General features: G+C 70.4%; 21 protein-coding genes. 10 read left to right on the forward strand and 11 right to left on the reverse strand.

Features of this window, described 5'->3' with window-relative positions; genetic code table 11:
* The first annotated feature begins 12 nt into the window (after positions 1 to 12).
* Positions 13 to 510 (forward strand): PaaI family thioesterase, encoded by a 498-nt coding sequence (locus tag J7656_RS10065; protein WP_211553225.1) that lies wholly within the window; start codon positions 13 to 15, stop codon positions 508 to 510.
* Here the strand turns inward: J7656_RS10065 and J7656_RS10070 are convergent.
* From J7656_RS10070 to J7656_RS10080, 3 genes are all read right to left on the reverse strand, one after another.
* Entirely contained in the window at positions 480 to 2,498 is a 2,019-nt protein-coding gene (locus J7656_RS10070) for a molybdopterin biosynthesis protein (RefSeq protein WP_211553227.1), read from the reverse strand. The two genes, J7656_RS10065 and J7656_RS10070, sit on opposite strands and share 31 nt — an antisense overlap.
* Positions 2,495 to 3,751, reverse strand: coding sequence for a molybdopterin molybdotransferase MoeA (locus tag J7656_RS10075; protein ID WP_017343008.1), 1,257 nt, complete (start codon positions 3,749 to 3,751; stop codon positions 2,495 to 2,497). The genes J7656_RS10070 and J7656_RS10075 overlap by 4 nt, the downstream gene beginning before the upstream one ends.
* 79 nt (positions 3,752 to 3,830) lie before the next feature.
* Positions 3,831 to 4,757 (reverse strand): CehA/McbA family metallohydrolase, encoded by a 927-nt coding sequence (locus J7656_RS10080; protein ID WP_017343007.1) that lies wholly within the window; start codon positions 4,755 to 4,757, stop codon positions 3,831 to 3,833.
* Positions 4,758 to 4,984: 227 nt separating this feature from the next.
* On the opposite strand from J7656_RS10080, the gene J7656_RS10085 reads away from it, so the two are divergent.
* Positions 4,985 to 5,470 carry a MaoC family dehydratase gene (locus tag J7656_RS10085; protein WP_017343006.1) on the forward strand — a complete coding sequence of 162 codons (486 nt, stop codon included), beginning with the start codon at positions 4,985 to 4,987 and terminating at the stop codon, positions 5,468 to 5,470.
* 18 nt (positions 5,471 to 5,488) lie between these two features.
* Here the strand turns inward: J7656_RS10085 and cyaB are convergent, their stop codons facing one another.
* Positions 5,489 to 6,088 carry a class IV adenylate cyclase gene (gene cyaB, locus J7656_RS10090; protein ID WP_017343005.1) on the reverse strand — a complete coding sequence of 200 codons (600 nt, stop codon included), beginning with the start codon at positions 6,086 to 6,088 and terminating at the stop codon, positions 5,489 to 5,491.
* 176 nt (positions 6,089 to 6,264) lie between these two features.
* Here cyaB and J7656_RS10095 point away from each other — a divergent pair, with 176 nt between their 5' ends.
* Positions 6,265 to 7,200 carry an FKBP-type peptidyl-prolyl cis-trans isomerase gene (locus J7656_RS10095; RefSeq protein ID WP_017343004.1) on the forward strand — a complete coding sequence of 312 codons (936 nt, stop codon included), beginning with the start codon at positions 6,265 to 6,267 and terminating at the stop codon, positions 7,198 to 7,200.
* A 133-nt stretch (positions 7,201 to 7,333) separates the two neighbouring features.
* Positions 7,334 to 7,594 carry a DUF8049 family protein gene (locus tag J7656_RS10100; RefSeq protein ID WP_211553229.1) on the forward strand — a complete coding sequence of 87 codons (261 nt, stop codon included), beginning with the start codon at positions 7,334 to 7,336 and terminating at the stop codon, positions 7,592 to 7,594.
* A gap of 26 nt (positions 7,595 to 7,620) precedes the next feature.
* Here J7656_RS10100 and J7656_RS10105 read toward each other — a convergent pair whose 3' ends face one another.
* The 4 genes from J7656_RS10105 to J7656_RS10120 all read right to left on the reverse strand — a co-directional run bounded on the left by J7656_RS10105 (position 7,621) and on the right by J7656_RS10120 (position 10,241).
* Positions 7,621 to 8,241 carry an RAD55 family ATPase gene (locus tag J7656_RS10105; protein ID WP_211553231.1) on the reverse strand — a complete coding sequence of 207 codons (621 nt, stop codon included), beginning with the start codon at positions 8,239 to 8,241 and terminating at the stop codon, positions 7,621 to 7,623.
* Positions 8,242 to 8,345: 104 nt separating this feature from the next.
* The gene (locus tag J7656_RS10110; RefSeq protein WP_211553233.1) at positions 8,346 to 9,068 is read right to left on the reverse strand and encodes a nucleotide-binding protein; all 723 of its coding nucleotides are present in this window, start codon (positions 9,066 to 9,068) and stop codon (positions 8,346 to 8,348) included.
* 49 nt (positions 9,069 to 9,117) lie between these two features.
* The gene (locus J7656_RS10115) at positions 9,118 to 9,492 is read right to left on the reverse strand and encodes a YlbF/YmcA family competence regulator (RefSeq protein WP_017343000.1); all 375 of its coding nucleotides are present in this window, start codon (positions 9,490 to 9,492) and stop codon (positions 9,118 to 9,120) included.
* 71 nt (positions 9,493 to 9,563) lie between these two features.
* Positions 9,564 to 10,241, reverse strand: coding sequence for an alpha/beta hydrolase (locus J7656_RS10120; RefSeq protein WP_211553235.1), 678 nt, complete (start codon positions 10,239 to 10,241; stop codon positions 9,564 to 9,566).
* 179 nt (positions 10,242 to 10,420) lie between these two features.
* Between J7656_RS10120 and dph2 the strand changes: the two genes are divergently transcribed.
* A complete protein-coding gene (gene dph2, locus J7656_RS10125; RefSeq protein ID WP_211553237.1) occupies positions 10,421 to 11,464 on the forward strand; it encodes a diphthamide biosynthesis enzyme Dph2 in 1,044 nt (347 codons plus the stop codon).
* 1,205 nt (positions 11,465 to 12,669) lie between these two features.
* Here dph2 and J7656_RS10130 read toward each other — a convergent pair.
* Both J7656_RS10130 and J7656_RS10135 read right to left on the reverse strand, forming a co-directional pair.
* Positions 12,670 to 12,885, reverse strand: coding sequence for a DUF8015 family protein (locus J7656_RS10130; RefSeq protein WP_017342997.1), 216 nt, complete (start codon positions 12,883 to 12,885; stop codon positions 12,670 to 12,672).
* On the reverse strand, positions 12,882 to 13,082 hold the full coding sequence (locus J7656_RS10135) for a hypothetical protein (protein ID WP_007993996.1): 201 nt from the start codon (positions 13,080 to 13,082) through the stop codon (positions 12,882 to 12,884). Before J7656_RS10135 ends, J7656_RS10130 begins: the two co-directional genes overlap by 4 nt.
* A 183-nt stretch (positions 13,083 to 13,265) precedes the next feature.
* Here J7656_RS10135 and J7656_RS10140 point away from each other — a divergent pair, with 183 nt between their 5' ends.
* Together J7656_RS10140 and J7656_RS10145 are read left to right on the forward strand one after the other, a co-directional pair.
* Positions 13,266 to 14,420 carry a cobalamin-independent methionine synthase II family protein gene (locus J7656_RS10140; RefSeq protein WP_017342996.1) on the forward strand — a complete coding sequence of 385 codons (1,155 nt, stop codon included), beginning with the start codon at positions 13,266 to 13,268 and terminating at the stop codon, positions 14,418 to 14,420.
* Positions 14,421 to 14,527: 107 nt separating this feature from the next.
* Positions 14,528 to 15,604, forward strand: coding sequence for an ATP-binding response regulator (locus tag J7656_RS10145; protein WP_017342995.1), 1,077 nt, complete (start codon positions 14,528 to 14,530; stop codon positions 15,602 to 15,604).
* Positions 15,605 to 15,613: 9 nt separating this feature from the next.
* Here J7656_RS10145 and J7656_RS10150 read toward each other — a convergent pair whose 3' ends face one another.
* A complete protein-coding gene (locus J7656_RS10150; protein WP_017342994.1) occupies positions 15,614 to 16,081 on the reverse strand; it encodes a TIGR00725 family protein in 468 nt (155 codons plus the stop codon).
* A gap of 139 nt (positions 16,082 to 16,220) precedes the next feature.
* On the opposite strand from J7656_RS10150, the gene J7656_RS10155 reads away from it, so the two are divergent.
* The 3 genes from J7656_RS10155 to J7656_RS10165 all read left to right on the forward strand — a co-directional run bounded on the left by J7656_RS10155 (position 16,221) and on the right by J7656_RS10165 (position 19,629).
* On the forward strand, positions 16,221 to 16,877 hold the full coding sequence (locus J7656_RS10155) for an HAD family hydrolase (RefSeq protein ID WP_017342993.1): 657 nt from the start codon (positions 16,221 to 16,223) through the stop codon (positions 16,875 to 16,877).
* A 115-nt stretch (positions 16,878 to 16,992) separates the two neighbouring features.
* Positions 16,993 to 19,398, forward strand: a complete 2,406-nt coding sequence (locus J7656_RS10160; RefSeq protein WP_017342992.1) for an ATP-dependent DNA helicase — start codon at positions 16,993 to 16,995, stop codon at positions 19,396 to 19,398.
* A gap of 78 nt (positions 19,399 to 19,476) precedes the next feature.
* Positions 19,477 to 19,629: a hypothetical protein gene (locus tag J7656_RS10165; protein ID WP_211553239.1), complete on the forward strand. Its 153-nt coding sequence runs from the start codon at positions 19,477 to 19,479 to the stop codon at positions 19,627 to 19,629.
* The last annotated feature ends 6 nt before the right edge of the window (positions 19,630 to 19,635 follow it).

The raw sequence follows: 19,635 nt of genomic DNA on the forward strand, positions 1-19,635 counted from the left end.
ATTCCCCGGAACATGGACCGCACGGAGATCGCGGCGATGGACCCGCTCCCGGACGGGGCGACGGAGTTCGTCAGGCGGAAGTTAGAGGACGACCACGGCTACCTCTCGTGGCTGAACACGGAGGTAGAGACGATCGAACGCGGCCGGGTCGTGCTCTCGATACCCTTCGACGACAAGCTGACGAACGCGGACGGCCGGACGATCCACGGCGGCGTCGCGGCGACGCTTATCGACACCGCGGGCGGCGTCGCCCAGCGTACGACGTTCGAGGACCCGCTTGACGGCGGCGTCGCGACGGTGAACCTCAACGCGAACTACCTCCGCCCCGCGAACGGCGACCTCCGCGCGGAGGCCAAGGTGGTGCGGGCCGGGGGATCGATCGGCGTCAGCGAGATGACTGTCACCACCACCGGAAACCGGGGCGAGGGAGCCGCGGGAGACGACGAGAGCGACGCCGACCGCTCGGAGGTCGTCGTCGGTCAGGGGTCGTTCCGGCTGTTCCGCGAGTAGCCCGGGAGGTCGGCGAGGATCGCATCGAGGGCCGCACCGTCCGCAGTCGCGTCTGCGTCGTCGTCACCGCCGAGTTCCGCCGCCAGCGCAGCGACCGGCCCGCGGTCGACGCGGTCCGCGGCGGCGCGCACGACGACCGACTGCTCGCCCAGCGAGACGAACCCGCAGCCCAGCCGCTCGGCCGTCTCGCGGAGGCCGAGGCCGGCGTCCGCGTCGCTGGCGGCGACGGCGCGGGCCGGGCTCTCGAACGCCTTCGCAGTCCGCTCGTAGCCGTCGATATCCTCGGCGAGTTCGCGGCGGTCGGCGTCGCGCTCGGCCGCGAGGTCGTCGAGCGCGGCGTCGAGGCTCCGGCGGAGCCCCGAGACGGTCGGCCGGTTCCGGAAGCGGAGGTCGCGGTCGATCAGGTCCGCGATTCCTTCGATTCCCTCGGGGTTCCCGTCGGGGACGACGAGCCCCCACTCGCGGGTCCAGCCGCCGAGCTCCGCGGCGTCGACGTCGCGGTCGGTCGGCCCCGCGGTCACGGCCACGTCCGGGACGCCGTCGCGGAGCCGCCGGAGGCCTTCGCGCGAGCCGACCGGGAGGTAACGAGGGTTGTCGAGCCGGTCGAGCAGGCGGTTGAGCGCGGGGTCGTCCTCGCCGACGCCGAGCAGCGTCGGCGGGCGCACGTCGGGCGAGAACAGGTCGACAGAGACCGTCTCGCCGACGTCGAGGTACTCGGTGTCGGGGTCGACCGCGACGACGCCGTCCGCCTCGACGAGGCTCGTCGTCGCGCCGGAGCCCTTGTCGACCGGGTAGACGAGCGGGCGGTCGTCGCCCGCGTCCCGCGCGTCCGCGCCGAGGTCAAGCAGGCCGACCGGCATCAGCCGCAGCCGCCCCTCGGCGTACCGCTCCTCGACGCCCATCCGGCCCTCGACGGTCGCCGTTGCCGGCTCCGGCTGCCCGGCCGCCTCGCGGATCGCGGGCGCGACGAACGTCCGGAAGATCGTGAGCGCGGACACCGGGTAGCCGGGGAGGCCGACGTAGGCGGACTCGCTTCCCCGGGAGTCGTCAGCCTCTTCGGTACGGTCGAGCCGCCCGATCAGCATCGGCTTGCCGGGCTTGACCGCGACGCCGTGGAGAAGCAGCTCGCCGCGCGCCTCGATCACGCGGTAGATGACGTCGACCGCGCTCGCCGAGGTCGACCCCGAGGAGAGCACGAGGTCGCACTCGTCGGCCGCGCGGCGGAGCAGGCGCTCCATCTCGTCGTAGTCGTCGCCGGCGTGCGGGTACAGCACCGGCTCGCCGCCCGCCTCCTCGACGCCCGCGGCGATCGTCGTCGAGTTCACGTCGTAGATCTCGCCGCGCGAGGGGTCGAGCTCTTCCCCGGGTCGGACCAGCTCGTCACCGGTCGAGACGATGCCGACGCGCGGCCGTCCCCTGACCGGGACCTCGTCGACGCCGAGCGCCGACAGCAGCCCGATCTCGCGGGGCGTGAGCCGCGTGCCCGGACCGAGCGCGCGGGCGCCGGCCGCGATGTCGGTCCCGGCGGTCATCACGTGGTCGCCCGGGGCGACCGAGGTTCGGACCGCGATCCGGGCGGAACCCTCGTCACCGTCGCCGCCCCCGCCGACCTCGTCGGTGCGCTCGACCATCACGACCGCGTCCGCGCCGTCGGGCATCACCGCGCCCGTGGAGATCTCGGCGCACGTCCCCGGTTCGACCGTCACGTCGGGCGCGGCGCCCGCGTGGACCGCGCCGACGAGGTCGAGCTCGGCGGGGTCGGCCTCGTCCGCGCCGAAGGTGTCGCGCGCCCGCACCGCGTACCCGTCCATCGAGGCGCGGTCGAAGCCCGGCACGTCGATGTCGGCGTCGACGCGCTCGGCGAGGACGCGCCCGCGGGCCTCGCGCAGCGGGACCGTCTCCGGCGCCGGAGAGAGGTCGAGCGACGCGATCGCCTCGCGGGCGGCCTCGGGGGTCGCGAGGTCGCGGAACTCCTTGCGGTCGCTCATTCGGTCACCTCCCACAGCTCCACGTCGACGGTCTCGCCCGCGTCGAGCCCCTCCCGCGGCTCGGGGACGACGACCCAGCCGTCCGCGAGCGCGACGCTCGAGAGGATGCCGGAGCCGCTTGCGCGCGTCGGCGTCGCGGTCGGGAGGGCGTCGGCGCTCTCGTCGCCGTCTCCGTCGCTTTCGTCCTCAGAGAGCGACACCCGCGCGAACGTCCGCACGCCGGGCTCGCTGGCGACCTTCCGTTCGAGCGTCGCGCGGCGCGTCGGGAACGGCTCGGCCTCGGTCCCCCCCGCGCGCTTCAGGGCGGGCCGGAGGAACTGCGCCGCGTTGACGATACACGCGACCGGGTAGCCGGGTAAGGAGACGATCGGCGTCCCCTCGGCCTGACCGAGACACACCGGGTGACCGGGCTTCAGCGCGACGCCGTGGACGAGCACCTCGCCGAGGCCGTCGACGACCTCGGGGATCAGGTCGCGCTCGCCGACGGAGGAGCCGCCGGTGGTGACGACAACGTCGGCGTCGAGGTCGGCCGCGACCGCCTCGCGGAGCGCGTCCGGGTCGTCGGTGACGACGTCGCGGTAGCGCGCCTCGCCGCCCCAGCGCTCGACGAGCCGGGAGACGGTGAGCCCGTTCGTCTCGATCACCTCCCCCGGGCCGGGGTCGGACTCGACCAGCTCCTCGCCGGTCGGGATCACGGCGACCTCGGGCGGCTCGTGGACGGTCACGCTATCGAGCCCGACCGAGCGCAGGAGGCCGAGGTCGGAGGGGCGCAGGACGTGGCCGGGCTCGTACAGCCGCTGGCCGTCGGAGACGTCCTCGCCGGCCTCGCCAACGTTCTCGCCGGTCGCGACCGCGTCGAACACCTCCACGTCGTCGCCGACTTCTTCCACCTGTTCGATCATCACGACCGCGTCCGCGCCCTCGGGCACCGCGCTCCCGGTGTGAACGCGCTCGGCCTCGCCGGGCGCGACCGCGTCCGATTCGGCGGGCTTGGCCGCGAGGACCGCGGGCGAGCGGTCGCCCGCACCGAAGGTGTCGCTCGCGCGGACCGCGTACCCGTCCATCGCGGCCCGGTCGTACCCCGGAACCGGCGCGGGCGCATCGATCGGTTCGGCGACGACACGGCCGTCCGCCGCCTCAACCGGGACCGATTCCGTCCGGTCGAGGGGGGTGACGGCGTCGAGCAGCGTCGCCCTCGCGTCCGCGACCCGGGTCCGTCGCTTGAACCCGGACTCGCGTCTGTCGTGGCTCATGCGATCACATTCGCGGCCGCGGGCAAAAACCCCGTTCTCCGCGCGCGCCGCCAGGAGGGCCGCCGGCGGCCGCGACCCGTCAGGCGAACCAGGAGAGGAGCCGCCGCGTGCGGTGGATCGACTGGAGCGCGGCGACCTTCGCGGCCACCGCACCGTCCACCGCGGTCCGCTTGGTGGCCCGCGCGCCGCGGGCCGCGCCGGTCCGCGCGTAGTACGCCGAGCGGCGCCCGGCCGCACCGACGTAGTGTTTCGCCGCCATCCGGATCGGCGCGCGGCGCCCCTCGACGGTCGTCGTGCCGCGGCGGATCGCCGCCAGCACGTCGTCGGCCGTGACCTCGCGGACCGACTCGGCGCCTTCGACCGTCAGCTCCGTGAACGCCCGGCCGACGTACTGGAGGTGATGCGCGTCGCTCGCGGCGACGCCGGGGTAGCCGTGTTCGGCCGCGAACCGCCGCGCGCGACGGTTGCGGTACCCGGTGAACAGCCACGCGTTGAACACTTCGATCGCGTCCACCTCGGCGACCGCCGCGGCTGGTCCCGGATCCGGGTCCGGGTCAGCTTCGACGCCTTCGCCTTCCGGGGCGCCGTCGGCCGCGACGGGTTCGTCCGCGTCCGCGGCCGACCCGGGCGTCGGGATGTTGCGCTGGCGGACGCCGTGACGCGATCGCTGGAACGGATGGGGGACGATGGCGACCCCGCCGCGGTCGCGGATCCAGCGGACTGTCTCGGCGTACGAGCGCCCGCGGGGCGGCATCCGGTCGATGCCGATCGCGAGCAGGTGCCCGTGTGCGGTCGACACCTCCACGCCGGGAATGCCGATCAGCCCGTACTCGGAGGCGATCGCCGCGGCGCGTTTCGACTCCCGGATCACGTCGTGGTCGGTGATGACGACCGCGTCGAGCCCGATCTCGGCCGCGTGTTCGAGTATCAGCTCGACCGGCTCGTGGCCGTCGTAGCTCCCTTCAGAGTGGACGTGCGGGTCGATACTGACGGTGACGCTGGACACGCTCGGACTACGCGGCGGGGGATATATAAATGGGCGAACGACGGCCGTCGGACGACTGCCTCGCGTCCATTCGCAAATTGACTCGCGGCTGGGGCTTTGGCGGTGGTCGCCGCCGATCCGCCAGCAGCCATTTATAAGCAAGCGGCTAGACCTCAGAGTGCGTCACTACGGGTGGCCACACGGTCGAGAGCGGTACCGATTTCACGTCGCCGGTCGAGCGAGGGTCCATGCCCGGACTGTACTACGAGGAGTTCGAGGTCGGCGAGACCATCGAGCACGCGAAGCGACGGACGATAAGCGAGGCCGACAACCAGCGCTTCTGCGATATGACGATGAACCAGCAGCCGCTCCACCTCGACGCCGACTTCGCCGAGGAGACCCAGTTCGGCGAGCGACTGGTGAACGGGCTGTACACGATGTCGCTCGCGGTCGGCATATCCATCCCGGAGACGACCGACGGCACCATCGTCGCGAACCTCTCGTACGACGACGTCGAACACCCGAACCCGGTGTTCCACGGGGACACGATCCGCGCGCAATCGACGGTCACCGACAAGCGGGAGACGAGCGACGGCGAGCGCGGCGTCGTCACCATGCGCGTGGAGGCGTTCAAGGTCGTCGACGGCGACGACGACATCCTCGTCTGCGAGCTCGAGCGGACGGTGCTCTCCGAGAAGCGGCCGGAAGACGCCGAGAGCGACGCGGACGACTGACGCGCGGTTCCGTCGAGCTCAGTCCTCCTCGCCCGCCAGCAGCAGCCCGAGGTAGGAGGTCCGGACCTGCTCGTCCGCGTCGAGGCCGAGCCGGTCGAGCGCCGCTATCGCCGCCTCGCGCGCCGTGTCGACCTCGCCCTCTTCCGCGACCTCCCGCTCGATCTCGACGTACTCGTCGAGCCCGGTGACGGCGTCGAGCGTCACCGTGAACCCGTCGTACGACCAGAACTCGCGGCGCTTCTCGACGGTCGCGGCCGGCTCGAAGCCGAGCCCCGAGAGGACCGCAGCGAGCGCCTCGCCGTCGTCGACGCCCGTCTCGTGTTCGGTCCGCGTCTTCGAGGCCGCCTCGATGAGCGGGCCTTTATAAGTAACCGTCGCAGACGCGGCGGGTTCGGCGTCCGACGGCGCCTCTCCCTCCGACGACGATCCCCCGTCCTCCGCCAGCGGCGTCTCGCGCCGGATCCGGAGCGCCTCGTCCGTCTCGGCGAACTCGCGGTGCGGCGCGTCGTAGTAGGTGTCGCGCTGGCGGCGCGCGTCGACGCGCTCGGCGCCGGCCTCGCGGAGTCGCTCCCGCGTCGCCTCCAGGTCGGCCGGGACCTTGATCTCGACCTCGTACATGTTCGAGGGTGCGGCCGGGGCGTTCATAAGCGACGCGGGACTCCGCGGGCTCGGCGGCCGGTCGACGGGACCCGCTGGGCGGCCGTGTCGACCGCCGAACCGCCGCTGTCGCCCGTTCGTCGGCGGCCTTCGGGCCGAACCGTGCTTCTTAAGGGTGTAACAGGTGACGTTCGGGTATGAGCGATCAGGAGCAAGCGGACGCGGCCGACGAGGCCGAGGAGAGCGAGACCGAGACTGACGCCGGCGGACTCGAGGACGGCGACTTCGTCCGCGTCGCGTACACGATCCGCACGGCCGACGACGGCCGCGTCATCGACACGACCGACGAGGAGACGGCCGAGGACGCCGAGATCGACACCGACGAGTACGACTTCGAACCCCGCATCATCGCGCTCGGCGCCGGGCACGTGTTCCCCACCGTCGAGGAGGCGTTCGTCGGCGGCGCCGTCGGCGACGAGGGCACGATCGACGTCCCCGCCGAGGACGCCTTCGGCGAGTACGACCCCGACGAGGTCGAGACGGTCAAGGCCGACAAGATCCCCGAGGACGACCGCTACCCCGGCGCGCAGGTCCAGATCGACAACCAGCAGGGCCACCTCGAGACGATCATCGGCGGCCGCGCCCGCGTCGACTTCAACCACCCGCTGGCCGGCGAGGACCTCGAGTACGAGTACGAGATCCTCGAAGCGATCGACGACCGCGAAGAGCAGGCCGCCGGCATGCTCGGGATGTACCTCCAGGAGGCCCCCGAGGTCCGTATCGAGACGGAGACCGAGGAGGAGGAGACCGTCACCGAGGACGACGACGGCGAGGAGACCGTCGAGACCGAGGAGGTCGAGAAGGACGTCCTCTACGTCACGGCGACGCAGGCGATGCAGATGAACCAGCAGTGGATGTTCCAGAAACAGCAGATCGCGCAGGACCTCATGGACCGCCTCGACCTCGACCGCGTGGTCATCGAGGAGGTCATCGAGGGCGGCGGCATGGGCGGTCTCGGCGGCATGATGGGCGGCATGGGCGGCGCCGGCGGCGGCGACGTCGACATCGAGGAGGCGCTCGAAGACGTCGACGTCGACGCCGACGAGATCGTCGACGAGATCGACGAAGAGTAGTCGACTCCGCTTTCCTATCCACCCGAATTTCGCGTTTTTCCTGCCCGGCGAGCGGCCGCCCTCGCTTCGCCGCGAGCGGCCGCTCCGACCGGCGAACGGAGCCCTTTTGCCCGCCGACGCGTCCACACCGAGTATGGAGATCGAACGGGCACGCGAGGACGCGCTCGTCGCCGGGGTCGCGGGCGCGGCGACGGTCGCGCTCGCGCTGCTGTCGAGTTTCACCGGCGTCGTCTCGGTCGCGACGCTCCCGACGCTGGCGCCGCTCGCCGTGTACGCGCTGTACCTCTTCTCGCGGAAGGGCGGGCCGTACGGGGCCGCCGACACCGCGCGCAACTGGGCGGTCGCGGCGGCCGTCGTCGGCGCGGTGGTGCTCCTCGCGTCCGCCGTACTGTAGGCTCGGAACGCCGACGAACGGCCGCCTCAGGCGATGTCGCGGCTCGTGTCGACGGCGACCTCGTCGGTGAGCTTCAGCTTCAGCGGCTCTTCGAGGGCGGCGCCACCCCGGAACTTGGGGACGACAAGGCGGTTCGCGATCTCGGTCCCGGTGACGGTGGTGCGGAGGTCGAACACCACGTCCGCGACCTGCTCCGTGACGCGTCGCGTCCGCGGGTCCTCGCCGCCGCGGAGCGCGTGGAGCAGCGCGACGCCGCCGGCGTCGACCACCCGCGACCGCACGTCGTCGAGGAACTCGGCGTACGCCGCCGGGGACGCGCTCTCTTCTACCGGCCCCACGGAGTCGACGATCAGCGTGCCCTCCTCGGGGAGATCGTCGGTCAGCGACGCCAACTCGTGGAGGTCGCCGGCGTCGTCCGTGGCCTCGACGCTCGTCTCCTCGTCGCCGTCGCGGCTGAGCGCCGCGGCCACCGCGTCGGCGGACCGGACGGTCGTCAGGTAGCGGCACTCCCGGACCCGGGCGAACCGGTTCAAGATGAGTTCGGACTGGCTGTCGGGGTTCGCCTTCAACACGACGACGCTACCGCTCGGGAGCCCTCCGCCGAACTGTCGGTCCAGCACCGAGATCCCAGTCGGAAGCGTCTCCATACGATCGCTGCCGCCTGTGGACGCTTGGGTCTGTCGATGGCGGCTCTCTCGGCCGCTCGTGACCCCGTCGTCCGCCGTTTCGGCGCCGCCGGTAGGGGCGATCCTCACGCGATCTGCCACCCGCTCGCCGCCTCGATCTCGCCGAGCCGTGAAGCGAGGCCGTCGTACGCGCTCCGGACGCCCGGATCGGACAGCGGGGCGGCCCCGCCGTCCGGAATCGCGCCGAGGACGGGACAGCCGAGCAGCGTCCCCACCCGATCCGGCACGTCCGTCTCGCCGATCACGACGGCTCCGACCGGCGGGCAGTCGAGCCGGCGGGCGATCGCCGCCGTCTTCGCGGCGTCGCGGAGCGCGGCGCGTCGGAGCGGCGTCGCGATCAGCGCGCGGTCTGCCGCCCGCAGCGGCGCGGCCACGTCCGGCGACGCGCCCGCTGGACTGTCGAGCAGGACCGGCGCACCCTCGGGCGTCGCGCCGTCGAGCGCGTCGAACGTCGCGTCCGCGTCGACCGACCGCGGCGCATCGGGAGCCGCGAGCACCGTCGGCGCCGAGCGGTCGGGACGGACCGGCTCCGTCCCGCGAACCGCTTCGAGGACGGTCCGCGCCTCAGTCCCGTCGGCGCGACGGCCGGCACTGATCGGCGGGCCCTCGGCTCCGGCCTCCGTTGGGCCCTCGGACCTCGTCTCCGCGGCCAGCCGCGCGAGGTTCGGGAGGTCCCAGTCGGCGTCGGCCGCGACGACCGGCGCGCCGCGCCGCGAGAGCGCGCGGGCGAGCCCGAGGGTGGTCGTCGTCTTTCCGCTTCCGCCCTTGCCGCCGGCGACGGCTATCACGGCGGGCGTGGGTCGGTATCCGGTATAAAAAGTCGGCCGTGAACTGGCGTTAGTCCTGACAGCAGCCGCCGGCCTCGCCGCCGAAGTCGACCGCGAGGGGCTCGGAGATGGCCTCGTTGACCGCTTCGAGCGTGTCCTCGAGCTCGTCTTGCGCGTCGAGGTACTCGCTCATCACCGGCATCGAGTGGAGTTCATCCTGCGCCTCCTGAACGCGCTGGAGCCCGTCGTTCGTCGCCTGTCCGGTCTGCCGGGCCTGCATGAACTCCGCGCGCAGCTGCTCGAACTCGTCGATCCGCTCTTGGACTTCCTCGTCGCGCTGGACCGCGGCTCTCGCCTCCTCGAAGCGCTCGTACTCCGGGGTTTCGGCGATCCGCTCGCCGAGCTCTCGGCCGAGGTCCTCGATGGAGACCTGTTCGACGCTCATATCCGGACATCGTGGCCGAGCGGTTTGAACCTGCCGGAGCCGGGGGTCGGCGGGGTCGACCTCGGTGCCCGCTACGCCGTCCGCGACGCGACGAACTCGACGACCGCCTCTAGCTCCTGCGGGCCGATGCCGTGGCCGCCCGGGAAGCTCCCGTGAGTGACGTCTGCGCCGACGGATTCGAGCTGGTCGACGGCCGCCGTCGTCCGCGACTCGGGGATCACGCGATCGCCCGCACCGGCGCCGACGAAGACGGGCTTGCCTTCGATCCCGTCCGGGTTCAGATCCGCGTGCGACTCCGCGAGGTAGCCGTGGAGCGCGACGACCCACGCGTAGCGGTCGGGGGCTTCGAGGAGGAGCGAGAGGCTGGTGATCGCGCCCTGGCTGAACCCGAGCAGCCCGATCCGGTCGGCGTCGAGCCCGTAGGCGTCGACCGCGGCCTCGACGCTCTCGACGATCAGGTCGAGGCTCCGGCGGAAGTCCTCGGCGTCGGGCTGGCTCGACTCCAGTCCCCCCGCCGAGAGGTCGAGTTCGTACCACGTGTACCCGCCCTGGAGCGGGTCGGGCGCGCGGAGGCTGACGACGTGGTGGTCGTCCGGCAGTTCGGCGGCGACCGGGAGCAGGTCCTCTTCGTCGGCGCCGCGGCCGTGGAGGACGAAGACGGCGGGCGCGGGCTCGTCGTCGGTCCCGTCGTCGGGCGCGACGTGGACGTGTTCGAGGGGGAGGTCGGCGTCGGGCGCGGTGTCTGGCATGGGTGCCGACTTGTCGAGGACGGCGGTTAGGTCCGTCGGCCGCGGCAGGCACACGAGGACGCTCGGCGAGAGTGAACACCGGCCGACGCCGTCGGCCCCGGAATCTGGTAACCGGGAGGGGTTACACCATCCGTCGCCGAACGCGCCGTTTAACCGTCCTGCCGCACAATTCGCTCGATATGAGCGGCTCCACGGAGGGCGACCTCACGAAGACCGGGATGGCCCTGAAACACGACCGCGAGTGGGACTACGAACTCGACCGGATCTTAGAGGCCATCGAGGAGCGCGACGCCTCGAAGGTCGGGCTCCAGTTCCCCGAGGGGCTCAAGCGCCGCGGTCCGAAGGTCGCCGACGACCTCCGCGAGGTCGCGCCCGACGACGTCACCTTCATGCTCTCCGGGCAGCCCTGCTACGGCGCCTGCGACCTCGACACGTACCTGATGCGCCGCACGGACGTGTTCGTCCACTTCGGCCACACGCCGATGAAGGAGTCCGACAGCATCGTCTACGTCCCCCTGTTCTCGAACGTCGACCCCTTCCCGATCATGGAGGACGCGCTCGACGAGGAGCTGACCGCTCCGGAGGAGGACGCCGACGTGGGCCTCGTCACCACGGCCCAGCACATGAACCGGTTCGAGGAGATGACCGACTGGCTCGAAGAGCGCGGCTACGAGGTCCACACCCGCCGGGGCGACGACCGCCTCACGAAGGAGGGGCAGGTGCTCGGCTGTAACTACGCCTCCGCTGACATCGACGCCGAGCAGGTGCTGTACGTCGGCGGCGGGAAGTTCCACCCGGTCGGGCTCGCGATGGAGCACCCCGACAAGCGCGTCGTCATCGCCGACCCCGTCAACAACGCCGTCTCGGTCGCGGAACACGACCAGTTCCTCAAGCAGCGCTACGCCGCGGTCCACAAGGCGATGGACGCCGAGAAGTGGGGCGTCATCTTCTGTACGAAGATCGGCCAGGGCCGCTGGGAGAAGGCCCAGGAGATCGTCGACAACAACGACAACGCCTACCTGATCACCATGGACGAGGTGACGCCGGACCGCCTGCGCAACTTCGACATGGACGCGTTCGTCAACACCGGCTGCCCCCGGATCACGACCGACGACGGCCCGCGGTTCCACAAGCCGATGCTGACGCCCGGCGAGTACGAGGCCGCCATCGGCGAGAAGCCGCTCGACTCGATCGAGTTCGACACGTTCCACGACACCTGGTAGAGCGGCGCGAAGCGCCTTTCGAACGACAGCGAGCGTGCGCTGTCCTCGCGGCTGGGGCTTTGGGGGAGTTCTTCGGGGTATCTGACTCCGTTTCCGTTCTCCGGACACGCTGTTTCTCCGCCATCGATCGCTCAGTACGGGTGACTGATATGTCGGCTACGTTTCCGCATACAGGAGGGTTCGTCGACACTCAGGGCAAACGTACGGAACTGGCGTCAGAATCTCGTCCGCTCGGATACTACTGAGAAATCCGTCGTCCGTCGATGGTGAAACGATGGATAGTTCGCCAACGGCGTCGGTTCCTTGTAGTTCCATCCGTTCCAGTGGTTCCTCGCAATCGGGACACGTCTTCTCGGAGGGCATACCTGTCGAAAGTATGGTTGCCCCTCCGGAAAATTAATTCGATGTGGTCTCTGGTTCGGACAGAACTGTATTCGTTCTAACAGAGATCGAGACGCAGCATCCATCTACCGGCCGTTTCACTTGAGATAGTACTTATAAATTAGAATTTCATGGCTCTGTTGAAATCCTTAGGAAGTGACACACTTTGACCAGGGCGTGGTCAGTATAGCGGTAGCGGTGAGCGATAGCGGGAGTACGTGTAGTACGTCGTGAGTGAGGTCATTTATAAACCAGAGTGCGGTGTTGCTGTCGGCTGTTTATAAGTGACTGACGCCACCGCGGCGAGTGTCTCCAAAGCCCCAGCCGGGAGGGCGTCGTACGCTCGCTGTCGTTCGAAAGGCGCGAAGCGCCTTTCGTGATGACGAGAGAGCTTTGCTCTCTCGAACCACGCTCCTCGGTCGCTCACTCCGTTCGCTCCCTGCGGTGCTTACGTCGCCTACGACGCCCTCACGGCTGCCCCTTTGAGTCCCGCCCCACACAGCGACCGCACCTCACGCCTCCCCAACCTCGCCGCTCACGCCCTGCGGGCGTTCGCGGCGTCCCTCGCGCGTGCGACTCGCGCCCTCCGGGCGCTCGTCGGCACGCGCCACCGCACTCCTTTTATAAGCGCTCGTCGCCGTGGCTCACGGCAATTTAAATACTGAATCGCTGCTACCGATCTGCGATACTCACTCCCGAAACCGATCGAAAAGCACCATTCAGCGACCGGGTGTTTCATCCTAATTTATATTTGAAGAATAGGGTTTCAACAGAGCCAATTTCATCAAATCCCCTTTCCGATTTGATTCCGTCCCAATCGGTCGTCACGCCTCGTCCGGCGGGTTCAGGAAGAGCCCGTCGACGACGAGGGCGCCGGCCGCGAGCGACCCGCCGGCGACGGGGAGCGTGTACCCACGGACGACGAGCGACGTCGCCGCGTATGCGGCGCAGAACGCGAGGGGGATCGCGAGCAGAACGAGGTCGGCGCGGTCGACCCCGCCGAGGTCCGGCGACCGGGCCTCCCGGTGCCGCCCGCTCATTCCATGTACCCTAAGTCCCGGAGCTTCTGGGCGATCTGTTTCGCCTCCGCCTCGGAGACCCCCTCGTCGGACTCCATCTCTTGGACGACGACGTGTTTCACGAACTCCTTCACCGAACCGAACGGCTCGTCTTCGATGTACGCCTCGACGTCCGCAACGAACTCCTTCCGCAGCGAGATCGTGGTGTAGTCGCTCATTGCCGGACCCCTCTCGCCGCGATCTGATAAATCTTAATTACATCTAATTACTTGCCGTCGCGCTCCGGAAACCCCTGTCCGTCGACGGACGACGAGGCAAGGAAGCTCCCGTACCGCGGCGCGAACCTGTCGATTCCGCCGGATCCTCGGCCCTTTTGAGGAAGCGACCCGTGGTTGTAATCGATGACGACGAACGACGGCCATATCTCCACCACACACATCGGTAGCCTGCCGCGACCCCCGGAACTACTCGACCTGCTCACCCGCCGTCAGGACGGCGAGTCGGTCGACCCCGACGAGTGGGACGAGACGGTCGCGGACGCGACCCGCGACGTCGTCGACCGGCAGGTCGAGACCGGCCTCGACTCGATCAACAACGGCGAGCAGTCCCGCGTCTCGTTCAACTGGTACGTCGCCGACCGGCTGAGTGGCATCGACGGAAAGCGGGAGACCGAGCTGTGGGCCGACCTCCAGGAGTTCCCCTCCTACGCCGAGGAGACGTTCAAGACCGACGTGATCGACCTCTCGATGCACCCGGTCGTCGCCGAGGCGGTCGAGTACACCGGCCGCGAGGAAGCCGAAGCGGAGATCGACGAGTTCACCGACGCGCTCGCGGCCGCAGACCGCGACGTCGACGACGCGTTCATGACCGCCGCGTCGCCGAGCGTCGTCACCGCCACCCACGTCGACGAGCACTACGGCGACTACGAGGAGTTCCTCTTCGCGGTCGCCGAGGCGATGAAGACGGAGTACGAGCTCGTCGCCGACGCGGGCCTCACGCTCCAGATCGACGCCCCGGAGCTGCTGACGGTCGGCCACACCGCGGCGTACGCGGACGAGCCGCTGGAGGCCGCGAAGGACGCGACGCGACTCCACGTTCAGGCGCTCAACGAGGCGCTCACGAACGTGCCCGCCGAGCAGGTCCGCCTCCACACCTGTTGGGGGAGCTACGAGGGGCCGCACCACCTCGACACGGACCTCGCGGAGATGCTGCCGCTGATCTACGAGGCTGACATCACCGGACTCAGCGTCGAGCAGGCGAACCCGCGCCACCAGCACGAGTACCGCGCGTTCGCCGAGCACCCGGTGCCCGACGGCTGGACGCTGATTCCGGGCGTCGTCGACGTGAAGACGAACATCATCGACCACCCGGAGACGATCGCCGACCGCTTAGAGCGCGTCGCGGACGCGGTCGACGACGGGACGCCGCTGGTCGCCGCGCCCGACTGCGGCTTCGGCACGCAGGCCGGCCTCGGCATGGTCGACCCCGAGATCGCGTGGGCGAAGCTCGAAGCGCTCGTCGAGGGCGCCGAGATCGCCAGCGGGCGGCTCGCCTAAACGGTCCGCGAGCGGCGCTGTGCGCCGCGAAACGGTTCTCCAGTTGACAGAACTCTTGCTAACGTTTATCACACGAGCGGACGGCCGTTCAGGGAAGGCTCTCCGCGATGTCCACAGTCAGGGATTCGATCGCCGCCGTCCTCGTCGCGAGCACGTCCGACCGAGCGGCGGCGCTGCGGACGTCGCTGGAGCGCGCCGACGACCGCCTCGCCGTCGAACCGGTCGCGACGGTCGACGCGGCGCTGGAGATCCTCCGGGACTCGCCGGTGGACTGCCTGGTCGCGGTCGGTCGACCCGCGGAACCGACCGGCCTCCCCGCCGTCGAGGCTGTCCGGGACCAGCACCCGGCACTGCCGATCGTGTTCTGTCCCGACGAGGCGCTCGACGCGTCGGGCGTGGCCGAGGCGTTCGACGCGGGCGCCACGGACGTCGCGAGGGCGTCGGCCGATTCGGACCGAGCGCCCGTTATCGCTCGCCGCATCTCGAACGCCGTCGCGTCCGCCCGCGCGGTGGCGGAGGCCGAGCGACAGCGCGACCGCCTCGAAGGGTTCGTTCACGGCGTCTCGCACGACCTGCGAAACCCGCTTAACGTCGCACAGGGACGGCTCGAGATGGCGCAAAGCGAAGGGGACCTCGAACACGTCGACACCGCGGCGTCGGCGGTCGACCGGACGCTCGAACTGATCGCGGACCTGTTGACGCTCGCGAAGCAGGGCGAGCAGCCGGGGGAGCTCGAAGCGGTCGACCTGTCCGCCCTCGCCGACGAGTGCTGGGCGAACGTCGCGACCGGCGACGCGACGCTCGTCGTCGACACCGATCGGCGGATCCTCGCGGAGCGCGGGCGCCTGAAGCGGCTGTTGGAGAACCTGTTCCGGAACGCGGTCGACCACGGCGGCGACGACGCCACCGTCATCGTCGGCGACATCTCGCCGATGTACACGACGACGCGCGCCGGCGCCGTCCTCCCGTCGGGGTTCTTCGTCGAGGACGACGGCCCGGGAATCCCCGAAGACGAGCGCGACCGCGTGTTCGAGGTCGGGTACACGACCGACCGAGACGGGACCGGGTTCGGCCTCAACATCGTCTCGGAGGTCGCCAGCGCCCACGGCTGGGAGGTCGCCGTCTCGGACGGGTCTCGCGGCGGCGCGAGGTTCGAGATAACCGGTGTCGAGCGGGACGACTGACGCCGCGGGTCAGTCCCTCTCCGAACCGCTCGGGCGCCCGACGCTCCGCTCCACGTACTCGACCGCCGCCGCGGGCGAGTCGACGGCCTCGACGCCGTCGACGTCGTGGGTATCGAGGCCAGCCACGGGGCGGCCCTGTGCGAGCGCAAGCCCGATCTCCGAGAGCGTGCCGCTCGTGCCGTCGACCGCGACCGCGGCGTCGCCGTTCATGACGACGAGCGCGTTGCGCGCGTGACCCATCCCGGTCGCGATCGGCGTCGTGACGTGCGGGTTCGCGTCCCCGCGGTCGTCCGTCGGGAGGATTCCGATCGTCTCGCCGCCGGCCGCGCGGGCGCCGCGGCAGACGGCCTCCATGACGCCGCCGAGGCCGCCGCAGACGACGACGTGGCCGCGCTCCGCGAGCCGCTCGCCGAGGGCCTCCGCGACCGCCGCCGTCTCCCCGTCGATCGAACTGCCGCCGATGACGCTGACGCGCATGGCCCGCACCACGGCCGACCGGCAAGTAAAACCGACCGATAGGGAACCGATTATCGGCGGAAAAAGGCCGCAGCGGGCCGATTCTCGCCGCTGAAACCGCCACTGAAACCCTTATCCCCCCTCGCCGTGAATAGGGGCTATGACGTACGATACCGTCGTGTTCGACAACGACGGTGTCCTCGTGGGCCGCACGCGCTTCGACGTGCTCCGGGAGGCGACCCGGGACGCGTTCGAGGAGTGCGGCGTCGAGGAGCCCGATCCGGACGACGTAGAGCAGATGACCATCGGTGCGACACCCGGCAGCGTCGGCACGGTCTGTCAGACGTACGACCTCGATCCGGGGTCGTTCTGGCGGACGCGCGACGACGTGGTGTCGCGGGCCCAACAGCAGGAGGCGCGCGAGGGACGCAAGACCCCCTACGACGACCTCGACGAGCTCCAGGACCTCGACGTCCAGATGGGGATCGTCTCGTCGAACCAGCAGGCGACCGTCGACTTCCTCGTCGACCACTTCGACGGCTTCGACCGCATGGGCGCCGCCTACGGCCGCGAGCCGACGATCCACTCGCTCCAGCTCCGCAAGCCGAACCCCCACTACATCGAGCAGGCGCTCGGCGACCTCGACGCGGGCAACGCCCTGTTCGTCGGCGACAACGAGTCCGACGTTCGCGCGGCCGAGAACGCCGGGATCGACTCGGCGTTCATCCGCCGCCCGCACCGCCGCGACTGGGAGCTGAACGTCTGGCCGACCTGGGAGATAGACCGGCTCTCCGACCTCCACGACATCGTGGAGTGAGGCCGCACTGCTCCCGCGTACTCCGCGTCCCGGCAGCGACGCGTCGACCTCGTCGGCAGCGACCCGGCGTGCCGCCGATGAAGCGTTTAAATCGGATGGGGCGTAACTCGCGCTCGTGACCGACTCGCCCCCGTGGGCCGACCTCTTCGGCCATCCCGAACCCTACCCCGAGCAGGCCGACGGCATCGACGCCGCCGTCGACGCCGCCGAGGACGGCGGCTTCCTCGCGCTGGAGGGCGCCTGCGGGACGGGGAAGACGATGCTCGCGCTCACCGCCGGGCTCGACCGCGTCCGCGACCCGGACTCCGACTTCGAGCGCGTCTTCGTCCTCACCAGCGTCAAACAGCAGCTGCGTCAGTTCGAGACGGACCTGCGGACGATAAACGACGACCTCCCCGAGGAGTACGACCCGGTCTCGGGGCTCACCCTGGTCGGCAAGGCGGACGTCTGCCCGTACGCGCGGGAGAACCGCGGCGGGATCGACCGCGAGAACGTGTACGAGCGCTGTGAAGGGCTCCGCGAGCGCACCCGGAACCTCGTCGGCGACGGCGGCGCGACGACGACCTCGAACCTCGTGAGCGAGGCGCGAAGTCAGCAGGTGGGGCTGATGGACTCGGGATCGGCGGGAACCGCCGGAGCCGCCGCGAGCGACGGATCCGGGCCGGGCGACGCGTCCGACGAGGGCGGCGCGCCGGCCGCCGACTACCTCTCCGTCGACGGCGAGCCGACCCCGTACCGCCCCGACACCGAGGAGTACGACGACGTCGAGTTCTGTCCGTTCTACGCCGGCTTCCTCGACGACCTCCCGGACGACGGGGACCCCGCGGAGGCGGTCCCGTTCGACGTCACCGAGCTCGGTCACGTCGACGCCGACGAGCTCGTCCGGCTCGCGGCGGGCCACGGCTCGTGTCCCCACTCGATCATGGGCGCGCTCGTCCCCGAGGTTGAGGTCGTCATCGGCAACTACTACCACGCGTTCGATCCCGTGACGACCGGGACGTTCACCGGCGCGTTGCTGGACGATTCGACGTTCGTCGTCTGCGACGAGGCGCACATGCTCGAACCGCGCGTCCGGGACCTCGTGAGCGACGCGGTCGCGGACGCCAGCCTCCGCGACGCCGAGAACGAGCTCACCCGCGTCGTACAGCCGCTATCCTTCGAGTCGGCGGGCGCGGAGTCCGACGACGCCGCCTTGGTCCGCGGCGAGCTGGAAGACGCGGACGTGACGATCGAGGAGATCGAGGCGGTCCGGGAGTTCTACGCCGACCTCCGCGCGGAGCTCGACCGCCGCGTGACCGCGCACCTCGACCGCGAGCGCCCCGACTGGCGGGCGTCGATGCGCAACCTCGACGACGAGGAGATCCCGCTCCGCGACCCCGAGGAGCCGGGCGAAGACGAGATCACGGCGTGGGCGGACGGCGAGGGGTACGGCGAGCGCGTCTGGGCGCGCGCCGAGCAGGTCGGCGCGGTCGTCAAGCGCGTCCTCGACTCGCTCGAAGACGAGGACAAGCAGCGCGCGGCGCCCGGCGTCGGCCGCACGCTTAACGCCTGGTACCGGGAGGGCCACACCGACTTCTTCCGGGCGATCGAGCTCGAACGCACCTTCGACGAGACGGAGCCCCCGGACTCGTGGCGCCGGGCGTACAACGGGCGCTTAGCGCTTCACAACTGCCTCCCCAGCGAGCCGATCGGCGACCGCCTCGCAGAGTTCGGCGGCGGCGTGCTCATGAGCGCGACGCTGGAGCCGATGGACCTGTTCCGGGAGGTGACCGGGCTCGACCACCTCGCGGAGCGCGGCCGCCCGGTCGTCGAGCGGACGTACGGCCTCTCCTTCCCGGAGGAGAACCGGGCGAGCCTCGCGGTCGACGCGCCGAAGTTCACCCACCAGAACCGCGGCGCGCCGGGCGAGGAGAACCCGACGCGGCTCGCGCATCTCGACGCGACGGCCGCGGTCGCGCGCCGCGAGGGAAACGTCCTCGTGGGCACCCCGAGCTACGCGGAGGCAACGTGGATGGCAGAAGAGCTCTCCGAGCGCCTCCAGAAACCGGTCCTCTTAGACGAGTCCTCCGGTGACCGCGAGACGGAGTCGCTGAAGGACGACTTCTTCGCGGGCGACGGGAAGGTGCTGGTGACGAGCCTCCGCGGCACGCTCACCGAGGGCGTCGACTACCGCGGTGATCGCCTCGCGGCCGCGGTCGTCTGCGGCGTCCCGATCATCAACACGGCGCGACCGCAGACCCGCGCGGTGATCACCGCCTACGACCGGCGGTTCGAGTCGGGGTTCGAGACGGCGCTCACCGTCCCCGCCGTGCGCAAGGCCCGGCAGGCGGTCGGCCGCGTCATCCGCGGGCCGGACGAGCGCGGCGTCCGCGTCCTGCTCGACGCCCGCTACGCGCGCGACTCGTGGAACGGTGTCAGAGAGTACCTGCCCGAACACGAGCGCGAGGAGTACCAGCCCGTCAGCCCGGACATGCTGGATGTCGCGCTCGACCGGTTCGCGTCGCGCCGGTCCACCGAGTGAACCCTACCCGCCGGTTAACGGGTCGTTATCCGACGGTAATCGGGTCGTAACTATGCCGTTAGGAACGGTGTCGAGGATATGGACGCCGCAGCCCGAAGCGAACGGTACCACGTCGTTTGTCGCGAGTGTCAGCTGGAACGCCTGTGCGACACGCCGGACGAGGCGGACGGGATCGGTCGGGAACACATCGACGAGACCGGACACCGCGTCGCCGTCGAACGGGTCGAGTAACCGAGA

The sequence above is a fragment of the Halorubrum ruber genome (assembly GCF_018228765.1).
Lineage (GTDB): Archaea > Halobacteriota > Halobacteria > Halobacteriales > Haloferacaceae > Halorubrum > Halorubrum ruber.